This is a genomic window from Pseudomonas sp. FBCC-B1565, from assembly GCF_059133265.1.
Genome location: NZ_CP101438.1, coordinates 4,648,428 through 4,664,399, shown reverse-complemented (window position 1 = coordinate 4,664,399; position 15,972 = coordinate 4,648,428). Strand labels below are relative to the sequence as shown.

15 protein-coding genes are annotated in these 15,972 nt (G+C 60.1%); 3 read left to right on the top strand and 12 right to left on the bottom strand.

The annotated features are described in order from the left end of the window. Positions 1-35: 35 nt before the first annotated feature. From NL123_RS21500 to gcl, 8 genes are all read right to left on the bottom strand, one after another. Complete coding sequence (locus tag NL123_RS21500) at positions 36-1,040, bottom strand: sulfate ABC transporter substrate-binding protein (RefSeq protein ID WP_494356299.1); 1,005 nt, start codon at positions 1,038-1,040, stop codon at positions 36-38. A 105-nt stretch (positions 1,041-1,145) separates the two neighbouring features. After that, a complete protein-coding gene (locus NL123_RS21495; protein WP_058427905.1) occupies positions 1,146-1,970 on the bottom strand; it encodes an ion transporter in 825 nt (274 codons plus the stop codon). A gap of 31 nt (positions 1,971-2,001) precedes the next feature. Then, positions 2,002-2,877, bottom strand: a complete 876-nt coding sequence (locus NL123_RS21490; RefSeq protein WP_494356298.1) for an urea transporter — start codon at positions 2,875-2,877, stop codon at positions 2,002-2,004. 119 nt (positions 2,878-2,996) lie between these two features. Then, entirely contained in the window at positions 2,997-4,412 is a 1,416-nt protein-coding gene (pyk, locus tag NL123_RS21485) for a pyruvate kinase (protein WP_494356297.1), read from the bottom strand. Further along, positions 4,402-5,682, bottom strand: a complete 1,281-nt coding sequence (locus NL123_RS21480) for a glycerate kinase type-2 family protein (protein WP_494356296.1) — start codon at positions 5,680-5,682, stop codon at positions 4,402-4,404. Before NL123_RS21480 ends, pyk begins: the two co-directional genes overlap by 11 nt. Positions 5,683-5,798: 116 nt before the next feature. Then, positions 5,799-6,689 carry a 2-hydroxy-3-oxopropionate reductase gene (locus NL123_RS21475; RefSeq protein WP_071496242.1) on the bottom strand — a complete coding sequence of 297 codons (891 nt, stop codon included), beginning with the start codon at positions 6,687-6,689 and terminating at the stop codon, positions 5,799-5,801. Positions 6,690-6,832: 143 nt separating this feature from the next. Next, positions 6,833-7,615: a hydroxypyruvate isomerase gene (gene hyi / locus NL123_RS21470; protein WP_494356295.1), complete on the bottom strand. Its 783-nt coding sequence runs from the start codon at positions 7,613-7,615 to the stop codon at positions 6,833-6,835. Between the two features lie 10 nt (positions 7,616-7,625). Then, positions 7,626-9,401, bottom strand: coding sequence for a glyoxylate carboligase (gcl, locus tag NL123_RS21465; protein ID WP_494356294.1), 1,776 nt, complete (start codon positions 9,399-9,401; stop codon positions 7,626-7,628). 256 nt (positions 9,402-9,657) lie between these two features. On the opposite strand from gcl, the gene NL123_RS21460 reads away from it, so the two are divergent. Further along, on the top strand, positions 9,658-10,098 hold the full coding sequence (locus tag NL123_RS21460; RefSeq protein WP_494356293.1) for a GlcG/HbpS family heme-binding protein: 441 nt from the start codon (positions 9,658-9,660) through the stop codon (positions 10,096-10,098). Between the two features lie 80 nt (positions 10,099-10,178). Here the strand turns inward: NL123_RS21460 and NL123_RS21455 are convergent, their stop codons facing one another. Further along, complete coding sequence (locus NL123_RS21455; protein ID WP_058427897.1) at positions 10,179-10,784, bottom strand: TetR/AcrR family transcriptional regulator; 606 nt, start codon at positions 10,782-10,784, stop codon at positions 10,179-10,181. 134 nt (positions 10,785-10,918) lie between these two features. Here NL123_RS21455 and NL123_RS21450 point away from each other — a divergent pair, with 134 nt between their 5' ends. After that, complete coding sequence (locus NL123_RS21450) at positions 10,919-11,845, top strand: DUF808 domain-containing protein (RefSeq protein WP_248487242.1); 927 nt, start codon at positions 10,919-10,921, stop codon at positions 11,843-11,845. A gap of 93 nt (positions 11,846-11,938) precedes the next feature. Here NL123_RS21450 and NL123_RS21445 read toward each other — a convergent pair whose 3' ends face one another. The 3 genes from NL123_RS21445 to NL123_RS21435 all read right to left on the bottom strand — a co-directional run bounded on the left by NL123_RS21445 (position 11,939) and on the right by NL123_RS21435 (position 15,287). Continuing rightward, the gene (locus NL123_RS21445) at positions 11,939-12,757 is read right to left on the bottom strand and encodes a hypothetical protein (protein WP_494356292.1); all 819 of its coding nucleotides are present in this window, start codon (positions 12,755-12,757) and stop codon (positions 11,939-11,941) included. Positions 12,758-13,207: 450 nt separating this feature from the next. Next, a complete protein-coding gene (locus NL123_RS21440; protein ID WP_071496234.1) occupies positions 13,208-13,996 on the bottom strand; it encodes an MlaA family lipoprotein in 789 nt (262 codons plus the stop codon). Next, positions 13,989-15,287: a serine/threonine protein kinase gene (locus NL123_RS21435; protein ID WP_179030066.1), complete on the bottom strand. Its 1,299-nt coding sequence runs from the start codon at positions 15,285-15,287 to the stop codon at positions 13,989-13,991. The genes NL123_RS21440 and NL123_RS21435 overlap by 8 nt, the downstream gene beginning before the upstream one ends. Before the next feature lie 236 nt (positions 15,288-15,523). On the opposite strand from NL123_RS21435, the gene NL123_RS21430 reads away from it, so the two are divergent. Next, positions 15,524-15,892 carry a hypothetical protein gene (locus tag NL123_RS21430; RefSeq protein WP_248487248.1) on the top strand — a complete coding sequence of 123 codons (369 nt, stop codon included), beginning with the start codon at positions 15,524-15,526 and terminating at the stop codon, positions 15,890-15,892. Positions 15,893-15,972 lie beyond the last annotated feature (80 nt).

Sequence of the window (15,972 nt, the reverse complement as noted above, 5' to 3'; positions counted from 1 at the left end):
CTTCGCGAGCAAGCTCGCTCTTACAGGTCAGCGCTTTATTGGCCGCTGTAGATCTGGTCGAACACCCCACCATCGTTGAAGTGGGTCTTCTGCACGGTGCGCCAGTCACCAAAGGTCTTCTCTACCGACAGGAAGTCGACTTTCGGGAAGCGGTCGGTGTACTTGGCCAATACTGCCGGATCACGTGGGCGCAGGTAGTTGTTGGCGGCGATTTCCTGGCCTTGCGGTGACCACAGGTACTTCAGGTAGTCTTCAGCGGCCACGCGGGTGCCTTTCTTCTCGACCACTTTGTCGACCACCGACACCGGCGGCTCGGCTTCGGCGGAAACGCTCGGGTAGATCACTTCGAACTGATCACGGCCGAATTCACGGGCGATCATCTCGGCTTCGTTCTCGAAGGTCACCAGCACGTCGCCGATCTGGTTGGTCATGAAGGTGGTGGTGGCGGCACGGCCACCGGTGTCCAGTACCGGGGCTTGTTTGAACAGCTTGCCAACAAAGGCCTTGGCCTTGTTTTCATCACCGCCGTTCTTCAGCACATAGCCCCAGGCCGACAGGTAGGTGTAGCGGCCGTTACCCGAGGTTTTCGGGTTGGGCACGATCACCTGCACGCCATCTTTCAACAGGTCCGGCCAGTCTTTCAGGGCTTTCGGGTTGCCTTTGCGCACGATGAAAACGGTGGCCGAGGTGAACGGCGCGCTGTTGTTCGGCAGGCGGGTGACCCAGTTGTCCGGCACCAGTTTGCCGTTGTCCACCAGGGCGTTGATGTCGGTGGCCATGTTCATGGTGATCACGTCGGCGGGCAGGCCGTCGATGACCGAACGCGCTTGCTTGCTCGAGCCACCGAAGGACATCTGCAGGGTCAGCTTGTCGTTCGGGTGCTCGGCTTCCCAGTGTTTCTGGAACGCGGCGTTGTAGTCCTTGTAGAAGTCGCGCATCACGTCGTAGGAGACGTTGAGCAGTGTCACGGGGGCAGCCTGGACGGCGCCCGCCAGGGCAAGGCCGGCGGCCAGAAGGGAGGCGCTAACGAGTTTTTTCACTGCTCATTCCTTGTTGTTCGAGAAGGTTGCTGATTGAGTGGGGGCAATTTGCCAGCGACTATAGCTGGCGTCGCATAGACGCTTAAAGATTAAAACGAACTTTGCTTATTCCACTTTCTTGAAAAGATTACTGCCACAGCGTGAGCAGAATGCAGCGTTCGGCTCATGACTGTCTTTCTTGCACACCGGGCAGTCATGCTGCAATTGCTCACCGCGCATGGCACTGGCCAGTTCGGCGGTGAAAATACCGGTGGGCACGGCGATGATCGAATAACCGGTGATCATCACCAGGGACGAAATCACCTGGCCCAGCGGGGTCTTGGGCACGATATCGCCAAAGCCCACCGTCGTCAGGGTCACGATGGCCCAGTAGATGCCCTTGGGAATACTGGTAAACCCGTGCTCCGGGCCTTCGATCACATACATCAAGGTGCCGAACACCGTGACCAGGGTGCATACGCTCACCAGGAACACCACGATCTTCTGCTTGCTGCCGCGCAGCGCCGCCATCAGGTAATTGGCTTGCTTGAGGTAGGGGCTGAGCTTGAGCACGCGGAAAATCCGCAGCATACGGATGATGCGGATGATCAGCAGGTACTGTGCATCGCTGTAGTACAGCGCGAGGATACCGGGCACGATGGCGAGCAGATCCACCAACCCATAAAAGCTGAAGGCGTAGCGCAAGGGTTTGGGCGAACAGTACAGCCGCAGCCCGTACTCGATCAGGAAGATAAGGGTGAACCCCCACTCGATATACGCCAGCACGTCAGCGTAGTTCTGGTGGATCTGGTCGATGCTGTCGAGCATCACGATCACCAGGCTGGCGAGGATGATCAGCAGCAGGATGCCGTCAAAGCGCCGCCCGGCGACCGTGTCACTTTGAAAAACCATGACGTAGAGCCGCTGGCGCCAGTCGTTGTTGCTGTCCATAAAGCCCGCCTGAATCGAATATCGAGCAAGCCTAGGGGGATTCGAAGGGGCTGTCCATGCGAGGTTTCTGCAGCACTCGAGCAGCGGCGCGCACCAGCCAGCAGGCGAGGATGAACGGCGCGGTCAACGCGGGCAGGTGCACAGCGGCAAAGCCTGGGGTGAGGAGGATCGCCAGCAGGATGCCGAGCAGCGGCAGCCAGGGTTGGCGACGCACCTGGCTCAATGCCACAGCCGCCAACGCCGGGTTGTAGCTGTGCAGGCCGAGGAGGGCGCCGGCGGGCTCCTTTAGCCACAGCCCGACCAGCACACCGACACTGGCGCCAGTCACCGCCCATAGCGCGGCGCGGCGGTTGGCCAGCCACAGGCCGAGTGCAATCAGCGCGCCCGCCACCGGTTGATCCAGCAGCATGATCTGCGCGAGCCCGGTAAAAGGCGCGGTGAGGATAGCCAAGGTGTCGGGTTCGCTCAGGGCAAATGTGTTCTCCGGCACCGTGCCCAGCAACAACCAGCCCAGGCCGACAAAAGGCACGGTGTAAGCGGACAAGTCATTGGGCTGGTCGGCGTGTTTCAGCCATTGTCGTGTCAACATCGCCGCCAGTCCGCCGCACGCGAGGATCAGCGGCGGCAGCAACGCCGACCAGGCGAAGTGCTGGCTGATCAATAAGCCCAGCAGCACGCCGTTGTAGCTGTAAAGGCCGGCCTGGCGTTCGGCCTTGGGATAACCGCGACGCTGGGCCGTGAGCAATCCCGCCACGCCACCCAGCAACGCTCCGCCGAACCAGGCCGGGGCGCCGATCAGGATGGCCAGCAGGCACAGCAGGCCGCACAGCGGCTGGCGCTGCAGGAAGATCTGGCTGAAGCCGTTGAGCAGCGCTTCGGCCCAGTCGGGGCAGGATGGGTTGTGCATGGTGGTTAGTCAGTGGGACCGAGTCGTTCCCATCGGGGGCAAGCCCCCTACCACACTTGATTGGGTTCACAGATTCAAATGTGGGAGGGGGCTTGCCCCCGATGAGGGCCTTGCAGACGCTAAATCAACGTCTCGATACGCAGCGAGTTGGTTGAGCCGGGCTGCCCGAACGGCACTCCCGCGGTAATCACCAACGTATCCCCGCGCTCCGCCATGCCCTGTGCCTGGGCGATCTCCAGCGCCGTGGAACACACCTCGTCCACCTGGCGCAGGCGGTCATTGACCACCGAATGTACGCCCCATGCCACGCTCAAGCGCCGTGCCGTGGACAGGTTCGGCGTGAGGTTGAGGATCGGCGCCACCGGCCGCTCCCTGGCCGCGCGCAGGCTGGAACTGCCCGACTCGCTGTAGTTCACCAGCACCGCCACCGGCAGAATGCTGCTGATGCGGCGGATCGCGCAGCTGATGGCGTCCGACACCGTGGCATCGGCCTTGGGTCGGTTGACGTCGAGCTGGGTCTGGTAATCCGGGCCGTTTTCCACCTGGCGGATGATCTTGCTCATCATCTGCACGGCTTCCAGCGGGTACTCGCCGGACGCGGTTTCCGCCGACAGCATCACCGCGTCCGCGCCTTCGGCCACGGCGTTGGCGACATCGGTGACTTCGGCACGGGTCGGCGCCGGCGAGAAGCGCATCGACTCCAGCATCTGCGTGGCCACCACCACCGGTTTACCCAGTTGGCGACAGATGCGGATGATGTCTTTCTGAATCTGCGGCACGCTTTCGGCCGGCACCTCTACGCCCAGGTCGCCTCTGGCCACCATGATTGCATCGCTCAGTTCAGCGATTTCCCGCAGGCGCTGCACGGCCGAGGGCTTCTCGATCTTGGCCAACAGGAAGGCCTTGTCGCCGATGAGTTCGCGGGCTTCGCGGATGTCTTCCGGGCGCTGTACGAACGACAGCGCCACCCAGTCCACGCCCAGTTCCAGGCCGAAGCTCAGGTCGCGCCGATCCTTGGCGGTCAACGGGCTGAGTTCCAACAAGGCTTGTGGGACGTTCACGCCTTTGCGGTCCGATAATTCGCCGCCATTGAGCACGGTGGTGTCGATGGCGTCAGCATGCTTGGTGATGACCCGCAGGCGCAGCTTGCCGTCGTCCAGCAGCAGGTCCATGCCCGGTTCCAGCGCCGCAATGATTTCCGGGTGGGGCAGGTTGACCCGGCGCTGGTCGCCCGGCGTCGGGTCCAGGTCCAGGCGCAGGGCCTGGCCGCGCACCAGTTGCACCTTGCCTTCGGCAAAGCGCCCGACGCGCAGCTTCGGCCCTTGCAGGTCCATGAGGATGCCCAACGGGTAGTTCAGTTGGCGCTCCACCTGGCGGATCCACTGGTAGCGCTGGGCATGGTCGGCATGATCGCCGTGGCTGAAATTGAGCCGGAAGATATTCACCCCGGCTTCCACCAGTTCGCGGATGTCGTCGATACCATCGGTGGCCGGGCCCAGGGTGGCGAGAATTTTGACCTTCTTGTCAGGCGTCATGGTGGGCAGTCTCAAGGATCAGGATGGCGCGGAAGTCGTTGACGTTGGTGCGTGTCGGCTCGGTGACGATCAACCCGTCGAGGGCAGCGAAATAGCCGTAGCCGTTGTTGTTATCCAGCTCATCGCTGGCCGACAGGCCGAGGGCTTCGGCGCGGCGGTAGCTGCACGGGGTCATGAGGGCGCCGGCGTTGTCTTCCGAGCCGTCGATGCCGTCGGTGTCACCGGCCAGGGCGTACACGCCGGGCAGGCCCTTGAGGCTGTCGGTGAGGCTCAGCAGGAACTCCGCGTTACGCCCGCCACGGCCATTGCCACGCACGGTGACGGTGGTTTCGCCACCGGACAGGATCACGCACGGCGCCGCCAGCGGCTGGCCGTGTTGCACGATCTGCCGGGCGATGCCGGCGTGCACCTTGGCCACGTCCCGCGCTTCGCCTTCCAGGTCGCCGAGGATCAACGGGCTGAACCCGGCCTGGCGGACTTTGACCGCCACGGCTTCGAGGGATTGCTGCGGGCGGGCGACCAATTGGAAGTGGCTGCGCGAGAGCACCGGGTCGCCGGGCTTGACGGTTTCCGAGGCCGGGTCCAGCAACCAATTGCGTACTGAGGCGGGGGCGTCGATGTGGTAGCGCTTGAGGATCGCCATGGCCTGTTGCGAGGTGCTCGGGTCGCCGACCGTGGGCCCGGAGGCAATCACCGTGGCCTGGTCGCCCGGCACATCGGAAATCGCATAGGTGTAGACCGTCGCCGGCCATGCCGCTTTCGCCAGGCGGCCGCCCTTGATCGCCGAGAGGTGCTTGCGCACGCAATTCATCTCGCCGATGGTCGCGCCGGATTTGAGCAGGGCTTTGTTGATGGCCTGTTTGTCGGCCAGGGTGATGCCTTCGGCGGGCAGTGCCAGCAAGGCGGAACCGCCACCGGACAGCAGGAAGATCACGCGGTCGTCTTCACCGAGGTTACCGATCAATGCCAGAACGCGCTTGGCCACCGCGAGGCCCGCCGCATCGGGCACCGGGTGCGCGGCTTCGACCACTTTGATTTTCTTGCACGGCGCGCCGTGGCCGTAGCGGGTGACCACCAGGCCGCTGACTTCGCCTTGCCAGCAGTTCTCCACGACCAGTGCCATGGCGGCAGCCGCTTTGCCGGCACCGATCACGATCACACGGCCGCTGCGGTCGGCGGGCAGAAAGGGTTCAAGGACTTGCCGGGGGTGTGCGGCGTCGATGGCTGTGGCAAACAGCTCGCGAAGCAGGTGTTGCGGATCGACCGACATAAGCGGGCTCCCGGGGATTTTTGTTATTAGAGGTGCGTCAATTTCAGGCTTGGAATGGGGTCAAATTGTGGGAGGGGGCTTGCCTCCTCCCACATTTGATTGCATTTCATCAGGGGTTATTTATCGCGAATCGAGAAGTTCGCCATATGCTCCAGGCCCTTGATCAGCGCCGAATGGTCCCAGTTGCCGCCGCCAATCGCGGTGCAGGTGCTGAACACTTGCTGGGTGCCGGCGGTGTTCGGCAGGTTGATGCCCAGCTCCTTGGCCCCGGCCAGTGCCAGGTTGAGGTCCTTCTGGTGCAGGTTGATGCGAAAGCCCGGATCAAAGGTGCCCTTGATCATACGTTCGCCATGCACTTCGAGGATCTTCGACGAGGCAAAACCGCCCATCAGCGCTTCACGCACCTTGGCCGGGTCGGCGCCGTTCTTGGAGGCGAACAGCAGGGCTTCGGCCACCGCCTGGATATTCAGCGCGACGATGATCTGGTTGGCCACCTTGGCGGTCTGGCCGTCGCCATTGCCGCCCACCAACGTGATGTTCTTGCCCATGGCCTGGAACAGCGGCAAGGCGCGCTCAAAGGTCTGCGGCTCGCCACCGATCATGATGCTCAGGGTGCCGGCCTTGGCGCCGACTTCACCACCGGACACGGGCGCGTCCAGGTACTGCGCGCCGGTTTCGTTGATCTTCGCGGCAAACGCCTTGGTGGCGGTGGGGGAGATCGAGCTCATGTCGATCACCACCTTGTTTGGCGACAGGCCCGCAGCCACGCCGTCTTTGCGGAACAGCACGTCGTCGACCTGTGGGGTGTCCGGCACCATCACGATGATGAACTCGGCTTCCTGCGCCACCTGCTGCGGGTTCGCCAGGGCGACGGCGCCTGCGTCGATCAGGGCTTGCGGCGCCTTGCCATGGTGTTCGGAGAGGAACAGTTGGTGACCCGCTTTCTGCAGGTTCGCGGCCATGGGTTGGCCCATGATGCCGGTGCCGATGAATCCGATTTTAGCCATGAAAAAATCCTCTTGTTATTACACCGCAAGTCCACTGTGGGAGGGGGCTTGCCCCCGATGACGGTGTGTCAGATAAACAGTGCTGACAGACCCACCGCGATCGGGGGCAAGCCCCCTCCCACATGGAGTTTGCGTGGTGTTTGTTAGATCGCGTTGTGGGTCTTCAACCAACCCAAACCCGCTTCGGTGGTGGTCAACGGTTTGTATTCACAGCCGACCCAGCCCGTGTAGCCGATGCGGTCCAAATGTTCGAACAGGAAGCGGTAGTTGATCTCACCGGTGCCTGGCTCGTTGCGCCCTGGGTTGTCCGCCAACTGGATGTGGTTGATCTGGCCCAGGTGCGCAGCCATGGTGCGGGCCAGGTCGCCTTCCATGATTTGCATGTGGTAGATGTCGTACTGCAGAAACAGGTTGTCACTGCCCACCTGTTCGCGAATCGACAGGGCCTGCGCCGTGTTGTTCAGGTAGAAGCCTGGGATGTCGCGGGTATTGATCGCTTCCATCACTAGCTTGATGCCCACCGCTTGCAGCTTTTCAGCGGCGTACTTGAGGTTGGCGACGAAGGTTTTTTCCAGGGTCTCGTCATCAACGCCTTGTGGCCGGATGCCCGCCAGGCAGTTGATCTGGGTGTTGCCCAGCACTTGGGCGTAGGCGATGGCCAGCTTGACCCCGGCACGGAATTCCTCGACCCGGTCCGGGTGGCACGCCAGGCCGCGTTCGCCTTTGGCCCAGTCACCGGCCGGCAGGTTGAACAGCACCTGGGTCAGGCCGTGCGCATCGAGTTGTGCCTTGATTTCAGCCGAGCTGAATTCGTAAGGGAACAGGTACTCGACCCCTTGGAACCCGGCATCGGCGGCGGCTTTGAACCGGGCAAGAAAGTCCTGTTCGGTATACAGCATGGACAGGTTGGCGGCGAAACGCGGCATAGGGTTCTCCTTAATCGAGCAGGGAAATGGCGGTCGGCGCATCGTTGCCGACCAGGGCCAGATCTTCGAATTCATTGACGGCGTTGATCTCGGTGCCCATGGAAATATTGGTCACGCGCTCCAGAATAATCTCAACGATCACCGGCACCTTGAATTCTTCGATCATTGCCTCGGCACGGCGCAGGGCCGGCGCGATCTGGCTTGGCTCGAACACACGCAGGGCCTTGCAACCCAGGCCTTCGGCGACGGCCACGTGGTCCACGCCGTAACCGTTGAGTTCCGGCGCGTTGAGGTTGTCGAAGGACAACTGCACGCAGTAGTCCATTTCAAACCCGCGCTGGGCCTGGCGGATCAAGCCCAGGTAAGAGTTGTTCACCACCACGTGGATATACGGCAGCTTGAACTGCGCGCCCACGGCCAGCTCTTCGATCATGAACTGGAAGTCGTAGTCGCCGGACAGCGCCACTACCTTGCGGCTCGGGTCGGCCTTGACCACGCCGAGGGCGGCGGGGATGGTCCAACCCAATGGGCCGGCCTGGCCGCAGTTGATCCAGTGGCGTGGTTTGTACACGTGCAGGAACTGCGCACCGGCAATCTGCGACAGGCCGATGGTGCTGACGTAGCAGGTGTCTTTGCCGAACACCTGGTTCATCTCTTCATAAACACGCTGTGGCTTGACCGGCACGTTGTCGAAGTGGGTCTTGCGGTGCAGGGTGGCCTTGCGCTGCTGGCAGTCGTGCAGCCAGGCACTGCGATCCTTGAGTTTGCCGGCAGCTTTCCACTCGCGGGCCACTTCAATGAACATCGTCAGGGCGGAGCCGGCGTCGGAAACGATGCCCAGGTCCGGGGTGAACACGCGGCCAATCTGCGTCGGCTCGATGTCGACGTGAATGAATTTGCGACCCTCGGTGTACACCTCCACCGAACCGGTGTGACGGTTGGCCCAGCGGTTACCTATGCCCAGCACCACGTCCGACTTGAGCATCGTCGCGTTGCCATAGCGGTGGGAGGTTTGCAGGCCGACCATGCCGACCATCTGCGGGTGATCGTCCGGGATGGTGCCCCAGCCCATCAGTGTCGGGATGACTGGGATGCCGGTCAACTCAGCGAATTCCACCAGCAGCTCGCTGGCGTCGGCATTGATCACGCCGCCGCCACTCACCAGCAGCGGGCGCTCGGCCTGGTCCAGCAGGGCCAGGGCTTTTTCCACCTGCACGCGGGTGGCCAAAGGCTTGGCCAGGGGCAGCGGCTGGTAGGCGTCGATGTCGAATTCGATCTCGGCCATCTGCACGTCGAACGGCAGGTCGATCAGCACCGGGCCGGGGCGGCCGGAGCGCATTTCATAGAAAGCTTTCTGGAAGGCATACGGCACTTGGCCGGGCTCCAGGACAGTGGTCGCCCACTTGGTCACCGGCTTGACGATGCTGGTGATGTCCACGGCCTGGAAATCTTCCTTGTGCATGCGGGCGCGGGGCGCTTGGCCGGTGATGCACAGGATCGGGATCGAGTCCGCCGAGGCGCTGTACAGGCCGGTGACCATGTCGGTGCCCGCCGGGCCCGACGTGCCGATGCACACGCCGATATTGCCGGCCTTGGTGCGGGTGTAGCCCTCGGCCATGTGGGAGGCGCCTTCAACGTGGCGAGCAAGGACGTGATCGATGCCACCCACCTTCTGCAAGGCCGAATACAGCGGGTTGATCGCGGCGCCTGGGATACCGAAGGCGGTGTCTACGCCTTCACGGCGCATGACGAGGACGGCGGCTTCGATTGCTCTCATTTTGCTCATGATTTTGGTGCCTCTTGCGTTTTGTAATTGTATACAAGTGGTGTTTGTCCAAAGTGTATTCACGGCGGGCTGCGCAGGTCAATGCATTTTATAAACTGGCCTTTGCGTTCGTCGGAACGGCTTTTTTCGACATGTGGAGCCTTTGTGCGAAAATATTGTATACAAAAAATAAAGTCATTGTGTTCTATTTGTTCGATCGAGCATCTTATCATTCAGACCTCCACCGCTTTCCCAATAACAAAAGAAGGACGGCACCATGAGCGCTTTAACCTTGAAAATTGCCACCCAGCTGGCCAGTCAGGCCCTTGCTGCAGGGCGCACCATCGCGGCTGCGCCACTGACCATCGCGGTACTCGACAGCGGTGGCCACCTGATTACCCTGCAACGGGAGGATGGTGCCAGCCTGTTGCGCCCGCAGATCGCCATCGGCAAGGCCTGGGGTGCGATTGCCTTGGGCAAGGGGTCGCGCTTGTTGGCGCTGGACGCACAGCAACGGCCGGCGTTTATCGCCGCATTGAACAGCCTGGGGCAGGGCAGTGTGGTGCCGGCGCCGGGTGGGGTGTTGATTCGGAATCAGGAAGGCGTGGTGCTAGGGGCGATCGGCATCAGTGGGGATACGTCGGATATTGATGAGCAGTGTGCGATTACGGCGATCGAAGGGGTGGGGTTGATGGCGGATGCCGGGGTGTCTGCTTGATTTTGTGGTAATGGTCAGGGCCTTATCGGGGCGGTGCGACGATTCGACTTGCCCCCGATTGGCACAGACACCACGGCCTGTCAGTCCGGCTCACAGCCCTTGAGCACCAACCGGATGATGGTCTGCGCTGCGGCTTCGTAATCGGCCTCATCCAGCTTGGCCTTCCCGGTCACCGCCGAGATCTGCCAGTCAAAGTCCGCGTAGGTCTGCGTGGCCGCCCAGATGCTGAACATCAAGTGATTGGGGTCAATCGCCGCGATCAGGCCGCGATCCACCCAATCCTGGATGCACGTAATGTTGTGCTTGGCCTGGGCGTTCAACTGCTCGACCTGATCAGCGCTCAGGTGCGGGGCGCCGTGCATGATTTCGCTGGCGAACACCTTGGAGGCGAACGGCAGGTCACGGGAAATGCGGATTTTCGAGCGGATGTAGTTGCTCAGTACTTCCTTGGGGTCGCCCTGCGGATTGAATGGCGTGGACGCCGCCAGGATCGGCTCGATGATGCTTTCGAGCACCTCGCGGTAGAGGTTGTCCTTGGACTTGAAGTAGTAGTAGACGTTGGGCTTGGGCAGCCCGGCCTTGGCGGCGATGTCGCTGGTTTTGGTCGCGGCGAAGCCCTTGTCGGCAAACTCCTCGCTCGCCGCCCGCAGGATCTTTTCTTTGTTGCGCTCGCGAATGGTGCTCATAAACCTGGAGTTTCCTTGCCAAGGCTGGCGGTTGCGCATGGTAGCACCGGCCATCCGCGAGCCTCAACAATCTGCCCGTCGGCCCTTGCGCCGCGTTATGCTCGCGCCATCTCACTCTTACGGAAGCCCGATTCATGGCAGGAAGCAGCTTGTTGGTATTGATCGACGATATCGCCGCGGTACTCGATGACGTTGCCCTGATGACCAAAATGGCGGCGAAGAAGACCGCCGGGGTGTTGGGCGATGACCTTGCACTCAATGCCCAGCAGGTCTCCGGGGTGCGTGCCGAACGGGAAATCCCCGTGGTGTGGGCGGTGGCGAAAGGCTCGTTCGTCAACAAATTGATCCTGGTGCCCGCAGCACTGTTGATCAGTGCATTCGCCCCGTGGGCGGTGACACCCTTATTGATGCTCGGCGGTGCCTACCTGTGTTTCGAAGGGTTCGAGAAGCTCGCGCATAAGTTTCTCCACAGCAAGGACCAGGACCAGGCTGAACACGCGCAGTTGGCCGAGGCCGTGGCCGATCCGGCAACCGACCTGGTGGCCTTTGAAAAGGACAAGATCAAGGGCGCCATCCGTACCGATTTCATCCTTTCCGCCGAAATCATCGCCATCACCCTCGGCACCGTTGCTGACGCGCCCCTGATGCAGCAGGTGATCGTGCTGTCCGGCATCGCTATCGTCATGACGGTGGGCGTCTACGGACTGGTGGCCGGTATCGTTAAGCTGGATGACCTGGGCCTGTGGCTCACCCAGAAGCCCGGCCAGGTGGCGCGCAGTATCGGCGGCGGCATCCTGCGGGCAGCACCGTACATGATGAAGAGCCTGTCGGTGATCGGTACGGCGGCGATGTTCCTGGTCGGCGGTGGAATCCTTACCCATGGCGTGCCGGTGGTGCATCACTGGATCGAAACGGTCAGCCAGGGCGTGGGTGGGGTGGCGTGGTTGGTGCCGGTGTTACTGAATGGGGTGGTGGGGATTATTGCCGGGGCGGTGGTGCTGGCGGTGGTCAGCATGGTCGGCAAGGGGTGGAAAGCACTGAAGGCCTCATATGGGAAATAAAAAGGCCATTCAAACGAATGGCCTTTTTTGCGAACAGGTTTTTTGAGTGCAGTGCTGACACTGTCAGGTAGTGTTCGCGCAGACTTCCACTGACTAGGCTGATAGCGTTGAGTGCTGAGGGATGAGCGAACCTAGGAGCTTGTCAAATTCAGAACCGGGTTCAGCCATTTCACCTACCCCATGAAATGCCTTAAGGGTCATCGGGGTTTTGGCTCCGTCGATGGTTTTATTACCGTTTCGATCATGGGATTTGACCCATTGATCGGCGTCGCGAAGGGATGCGGCCCTATCTTCTGGACTGCGATTCACATCGTCCCAGTCGCCTACGCGTGCCTTAATCAAATTGTTAAGAGTAGTGACATGATGTTTTTTAGTCAGGGGATCTATGTAACTGATTTTATGGTGTAGGTGAGTGCCTAGTGAAGAAAGATAAGGGGTGTTTTCTGCTTTTTCAGTGGTCATGCCGTCGCGCTGAGTTTCGGAAATGAGGTATTCATAAAACTTTTGAAGTTCAGAGCCAGGTTCAGTCAATTCAGACACTGAGTGATATAACTTACGGCTCGTATGCGTTTTGGCACCGTCGATCTCGTGATTACCGTTTTGATCAAAATTCCTGACTATGTCATTGGCTCTCAGACGGGAAATCTGATTTTCTTTTGTACCGCGACGCTCATCGTCCCAGTCACCTACGAGCTGCTTCAACATTTTTATGGGGGTAGTAAACGTTTCCTCATTAGTCACCGGGTCAAAGTGCACGATGTGTTGATTGAGGGTGCGGCCTGGTGAAGAAAGATAAGGGGTTTCATCTGGTTTCTCTTTCATCACGTTCTCGGAATGATTCGAGGCCTGTGAAGAAAGTGCATGTGCCGCATAGAAAGGTTGCTGGGCGGCGGGGGTTATAGGGAGCGACATGTCATATTCCTTGTGTGATGTTGAATGTAACAGGTGTTGAGAATCTAGTCTGTTTCCACAAGGTGAGTGGTGAATGAGAGGACGTGGTTCATAAAATATATATTTTGTTTCAATTATGAGAAATGCGTTTTGACGGGTATGGGATCTTTCGTTGCAATCGTAGGGGTGGGAGCTGATGTAGCAATAAGAGTTGGGGATGTCGGGTTTTGTTAAGGGGTTGATGTATGAGGTTTATTGATCGAGTGTAAATAATAATTTCTGGAATATTTCAGATTGTTGTGTGAATTGCATCAGGTACATCATTTGATGCGCAGTGCCGAGTGTGTTTTTGTGATCGAGTGGTTCCACAGATAAGTAGGTTGGAGGAAGGGGGCTAGTAGTGTGCAGGGATGATGGAAATAAAAAGGCCATCCGGATTGCTCGAATGGCCTTTTTCTTACTGAGCTTCTTTTACTCAGCTATTTGTAACTTTCGAGATTCGGTATATATATACCGCACCTTCTCATACTCAAACGGCGAGTTCATCTGCCCATACCGGAAGCTGGTCTGATAACGTTTATCCACCGCACGCAACGCCCAGATTTCCGGGTGGTTTGAGCTGACTTCCGACACGTTGAGGAAGTTGATCTGGGTTTCCGCGCCGTAGTCGACGATCAGGCCGGTGGTGTCGCGCAGGTTCGACGGGCCGAAGATCGGCAGCACCAAGTACGCGCCGCCGGGCACACCGTAGAAGCCCAGGGTCTGGCCGAAGTCTTCGCTCTGGCGCGGCAGGCCCATGGCGGTAGCCGGGTCCCACAGGCCGGCGATGCCGATGGTGGTGTTGAGCAGCAGGCGCCCGGTGGTTTCCAGGGAGCGGTGGCCCTTGAGTTGCAGCAGGCTGTTCAGCAGGTTGGGCACGTCGCCCAGGTTGTTGAAGAAGTTGCTCACACCGGTGCGGAGGAAGCTGGGTGTCACATAGGTGTAGCCATTGACCACCGGCAGGAACACCCATTGGTCGAAGCGGTAGTTGAAGTGGTACACGCGACGGTTCCACGACTCCAGCGGGTCATACACGTTGAGTGCGGTGAGCGACGAGCGCTCGAACTCACGCTGATCCAGGCCTGGGTTGAACTTGAGCTTGCTCAGCGGTTCCTTGAAACCGTCGGCGTCCACGTTGACCGGCTCATGGGCCTTGCTGTTGTCGGCATTGGCCACGCCTGCGCACATCAAGGCGGCAAGCAGCAGAAGATATTTAGCCACGGAAGAACTCCAGCATGGCGTCGGCGTTGACGCGGTAATTGAGGTTGCCGCAGTGGCCGCCCAGCGGGTAGACGGTCAAGCGATCGCCGAAGGTTTTACGCAGGAAACCGAGGTCGCCAGGGCCGAGGATCACGTCGTCGGCGTTATGCATGACGGCAATTTTCGGGCTGTTGTGCAGGTAGTCCTTGAGGGCGTACAGGCTGACCTGGTCGACCAGTTGCAACAGGCTGCCGCCGTCGGAGCGTGCGCGCCACATCGGAATCACTTGCTCGGTGAGGTAGCAATCGAAGTCGCATTGCAGCGCACGCTTGAGGAACGGCGTGAGGCTGGTGCCTTCGGTGATCGGGTATTTCGGTGGGATGATCAGGCCACGACGGTTGATCAGGTCCGAAGTAAAGGCGATGTCGGCCGCTGAAAAGCGGAACGAGGTGCCGATCAGCATGGCCATCTGTTCGTTGGTCAGGTGCTGCTTGGATTGCTGGAAGTCGTAGAGCAGGGCGTCGTTGAGGTCGATGTAGCCCTTTTGCTGGAAGTAGCGGGTCAGCTTGTTCAGCACCAGTTCATAGAAGGTGGTGGTGTTGTTGATGCCCTTGACCTCGGTCTGTACCAGCTTGTCGAGGTTGGTGATCGAGGTGTAGAGGTTGACCGGCGGGTTCAGCAGCAAGACTTTCTTGAAGTTGAAGCTGCGACGGGTCTCGTCCAGCTTGGCCACGAATGCCGCATCCAGGCCGCCGAGGCTGTAGCCGGTGAGGTAGAAGTCGGTCACCGGCAGCGAGGCGTTCTGTGCGCGCACGGCCTGCATCACGCGGTACATGTCTTCGGCGTCTTCCTGGGTGATCCCCGGGGTGGCGAAGCGTGAGGCGGCGCTGATGAAGTCGAAGCTGGTGGGCGACGACAGTTGCACCACGTGGTAGCCGGCCTGGTAATACAGCTTCTTCAAGTATTCGTTGATGCTGCTGTCGAATCGCGCGCCGGTGCCGGCGATCAGGAATATCAGCGGCGCGGCACGGTCCTGCTTGGCGATGCGGTAGGTGAGTTTCTTCACCGCCCAGAAGTTGTCCGGCAGGCTGAACTCGCGCTCGGGGCGCATGTTCAGGGTGTAGTCGGATTGGTTGATCTCGTCATCGCTCGGCAATTTGGGCCGAAGGTCGGGCGGTGTAGTGGCGATGGTCGCTTCAAACGGGTTGGTCAAAGGGTAGCCATAGCTGGCTTGGTCAATGTCGACGGCCAGTGCTGACGCACTCAAAAAAAGGCTGCCCAGCAAGGCAGCACAGCGCAAGGAACGGAGCATGACTTAATCCCTAAGAGGAAACGTGCTTAATGAAGTTCGCAGGCTATGACCACCGCGTTGTCACCGAAGTGCCAGCACTCGGCACGAAAAGTCGGAAAATAACGTCGGAATCGGGGTAATAGTAGCCAGACGATACACTTTGCCACGCATTGGTGAACACTAATTGTGTGTATGCGCCTTGCTAACGGCCACCGGGGCATTAAGCTGGGCGCCGTTTTTGCCTATCGGAGTGGCCCATGTCCCGTCGTTTACCGCTGATTTTTCTGCTAATTGCCCTGCCGCTATGGCTGGCTGCCAGTTACGGCGCGCGCTTTGGCTTTATGGAAGATGGCCAGTGGGTCGGCATCTGCATCGATGAGGCCAGCCGCTGGGAATGCCAATTGCGTTCGAACCTGGGCCTGATGATCCACTTCAAGGTGCTCGGTTGGGCAGCGTTGATCACGTCGGTGCTGGCGTTTTTTGTGCCGGGGCGTGCAGGGTGGGGGTTGGCGGTGCTGGGTATGGTGTTCGGGTTGCCGGCATTGGCGTTGTACAACACCACGTTTGCGGTGTTTGCGGTGGTGATCGCGGGGTTGCGGTTGGTCAGGAAAGGGCGGGCAGCCTGATAGTGCCTCATCGGGGGCAAGCCCCCTCCCACATTGGTAATGCACTGACCTGTGGGAGGGGGCTTGCCCCGATAGCGGTT

Excerpts from the sequence above, each read along its gene's own strand:
- NL123_RS21455 (WP_058427897.1), bottom strand. The coding sequence starts at position 10,784 with ATGAGCACCATTCGCGAGCGCAACAAAGAAAAGATCCTGCGGGCGGCG.
- NL123_RS21495 (WP_058427905.1), bottom strand. The coding sequence starts at position 1,970 with ATGGACAGCAACAACGACTGGCGCCAGCGGCTCTACGTCATGGTTTTT.
- NL123_RS21480 (WP_494356296.1), bottom strand. The coding sequence starts at position 5,682 with ATGTCGGTCGATCCGCAACACCTGCTTCGCGAGCTGTTTGCCACAGCC.
- NL123_RS21490 (WP_494356298.1), bottom strand. The coding sequence starts at position 2,877 with ATGCACAACCCATCCTGCCCCGACTGGGCCGAAGCGCTGCTCAACGGC.
- NL123_RS21435 (WP_179030066.1), bottom strand. The coding sequence starts at position 15,287 with ATGCTCCGTTCCTTGCGCTGTGCTGCCTTGCTGGGCAGCCTTTTTTTG.
- NL123_RS21430 (WP_248487248.1), top strand. The coding sequence starts at position 15,524 with ATGTCCCGTCGTTTACCGCTGATTTTTCTGCTAATTGCCCTGCCGCTA.
- hyi (WP_494356295.1), bottom strand. The coding sequence starts at position 7,615 with ATGCCGCGTTTCGCCGCCAACCTGTCCATGCTGTATACCGAACAGGAC.
- NL123_RS21460 (WP_494356293.1), top strand. The coding sequence starts at position 9,658 with ATGAGCGCTTTAACCTTGAAAATTGCCACCCAGCTGGCCAGTCAGGCC.
- gcl (WP_494356294.1), bottom strand. The coding sequence starts at position 9,401 with ATGAGCAAAATGAGAGCAATCGAAGCCGCCGTCCTCGTCATGCGCCGT.
- NL123_RS21450 (WP_248487242.1), top strand. The coding sequence starts at position 10,919 with ATGGCAGGAAGCAGCTTGTTGGTATTGATCGACGATATCGCCGCGGTA.
- NL123_RS21445 (WP_494356292.1), bottom strand. The coding sequence starts at position 12,757 with ATGTCGCTCCCTATAACCCCCGCCGCCCAGCAACCTTTCTATGCGGCA.
- pyk (WP_494356297.1), bottom strand. The coding sequence starts at position 4,412 with ATGACGCCTGACAAGAAGGTCAAAATTCTCGCCACCCTGGGCCCGGCC.
- NL123_RS21475 (WP_071496242.1), bottom strand. The coding sequence starts at position 6,689 with ATGGCTAAAATCGGATTCATCGGCACCGGCATCATGGGCCAACCCATG.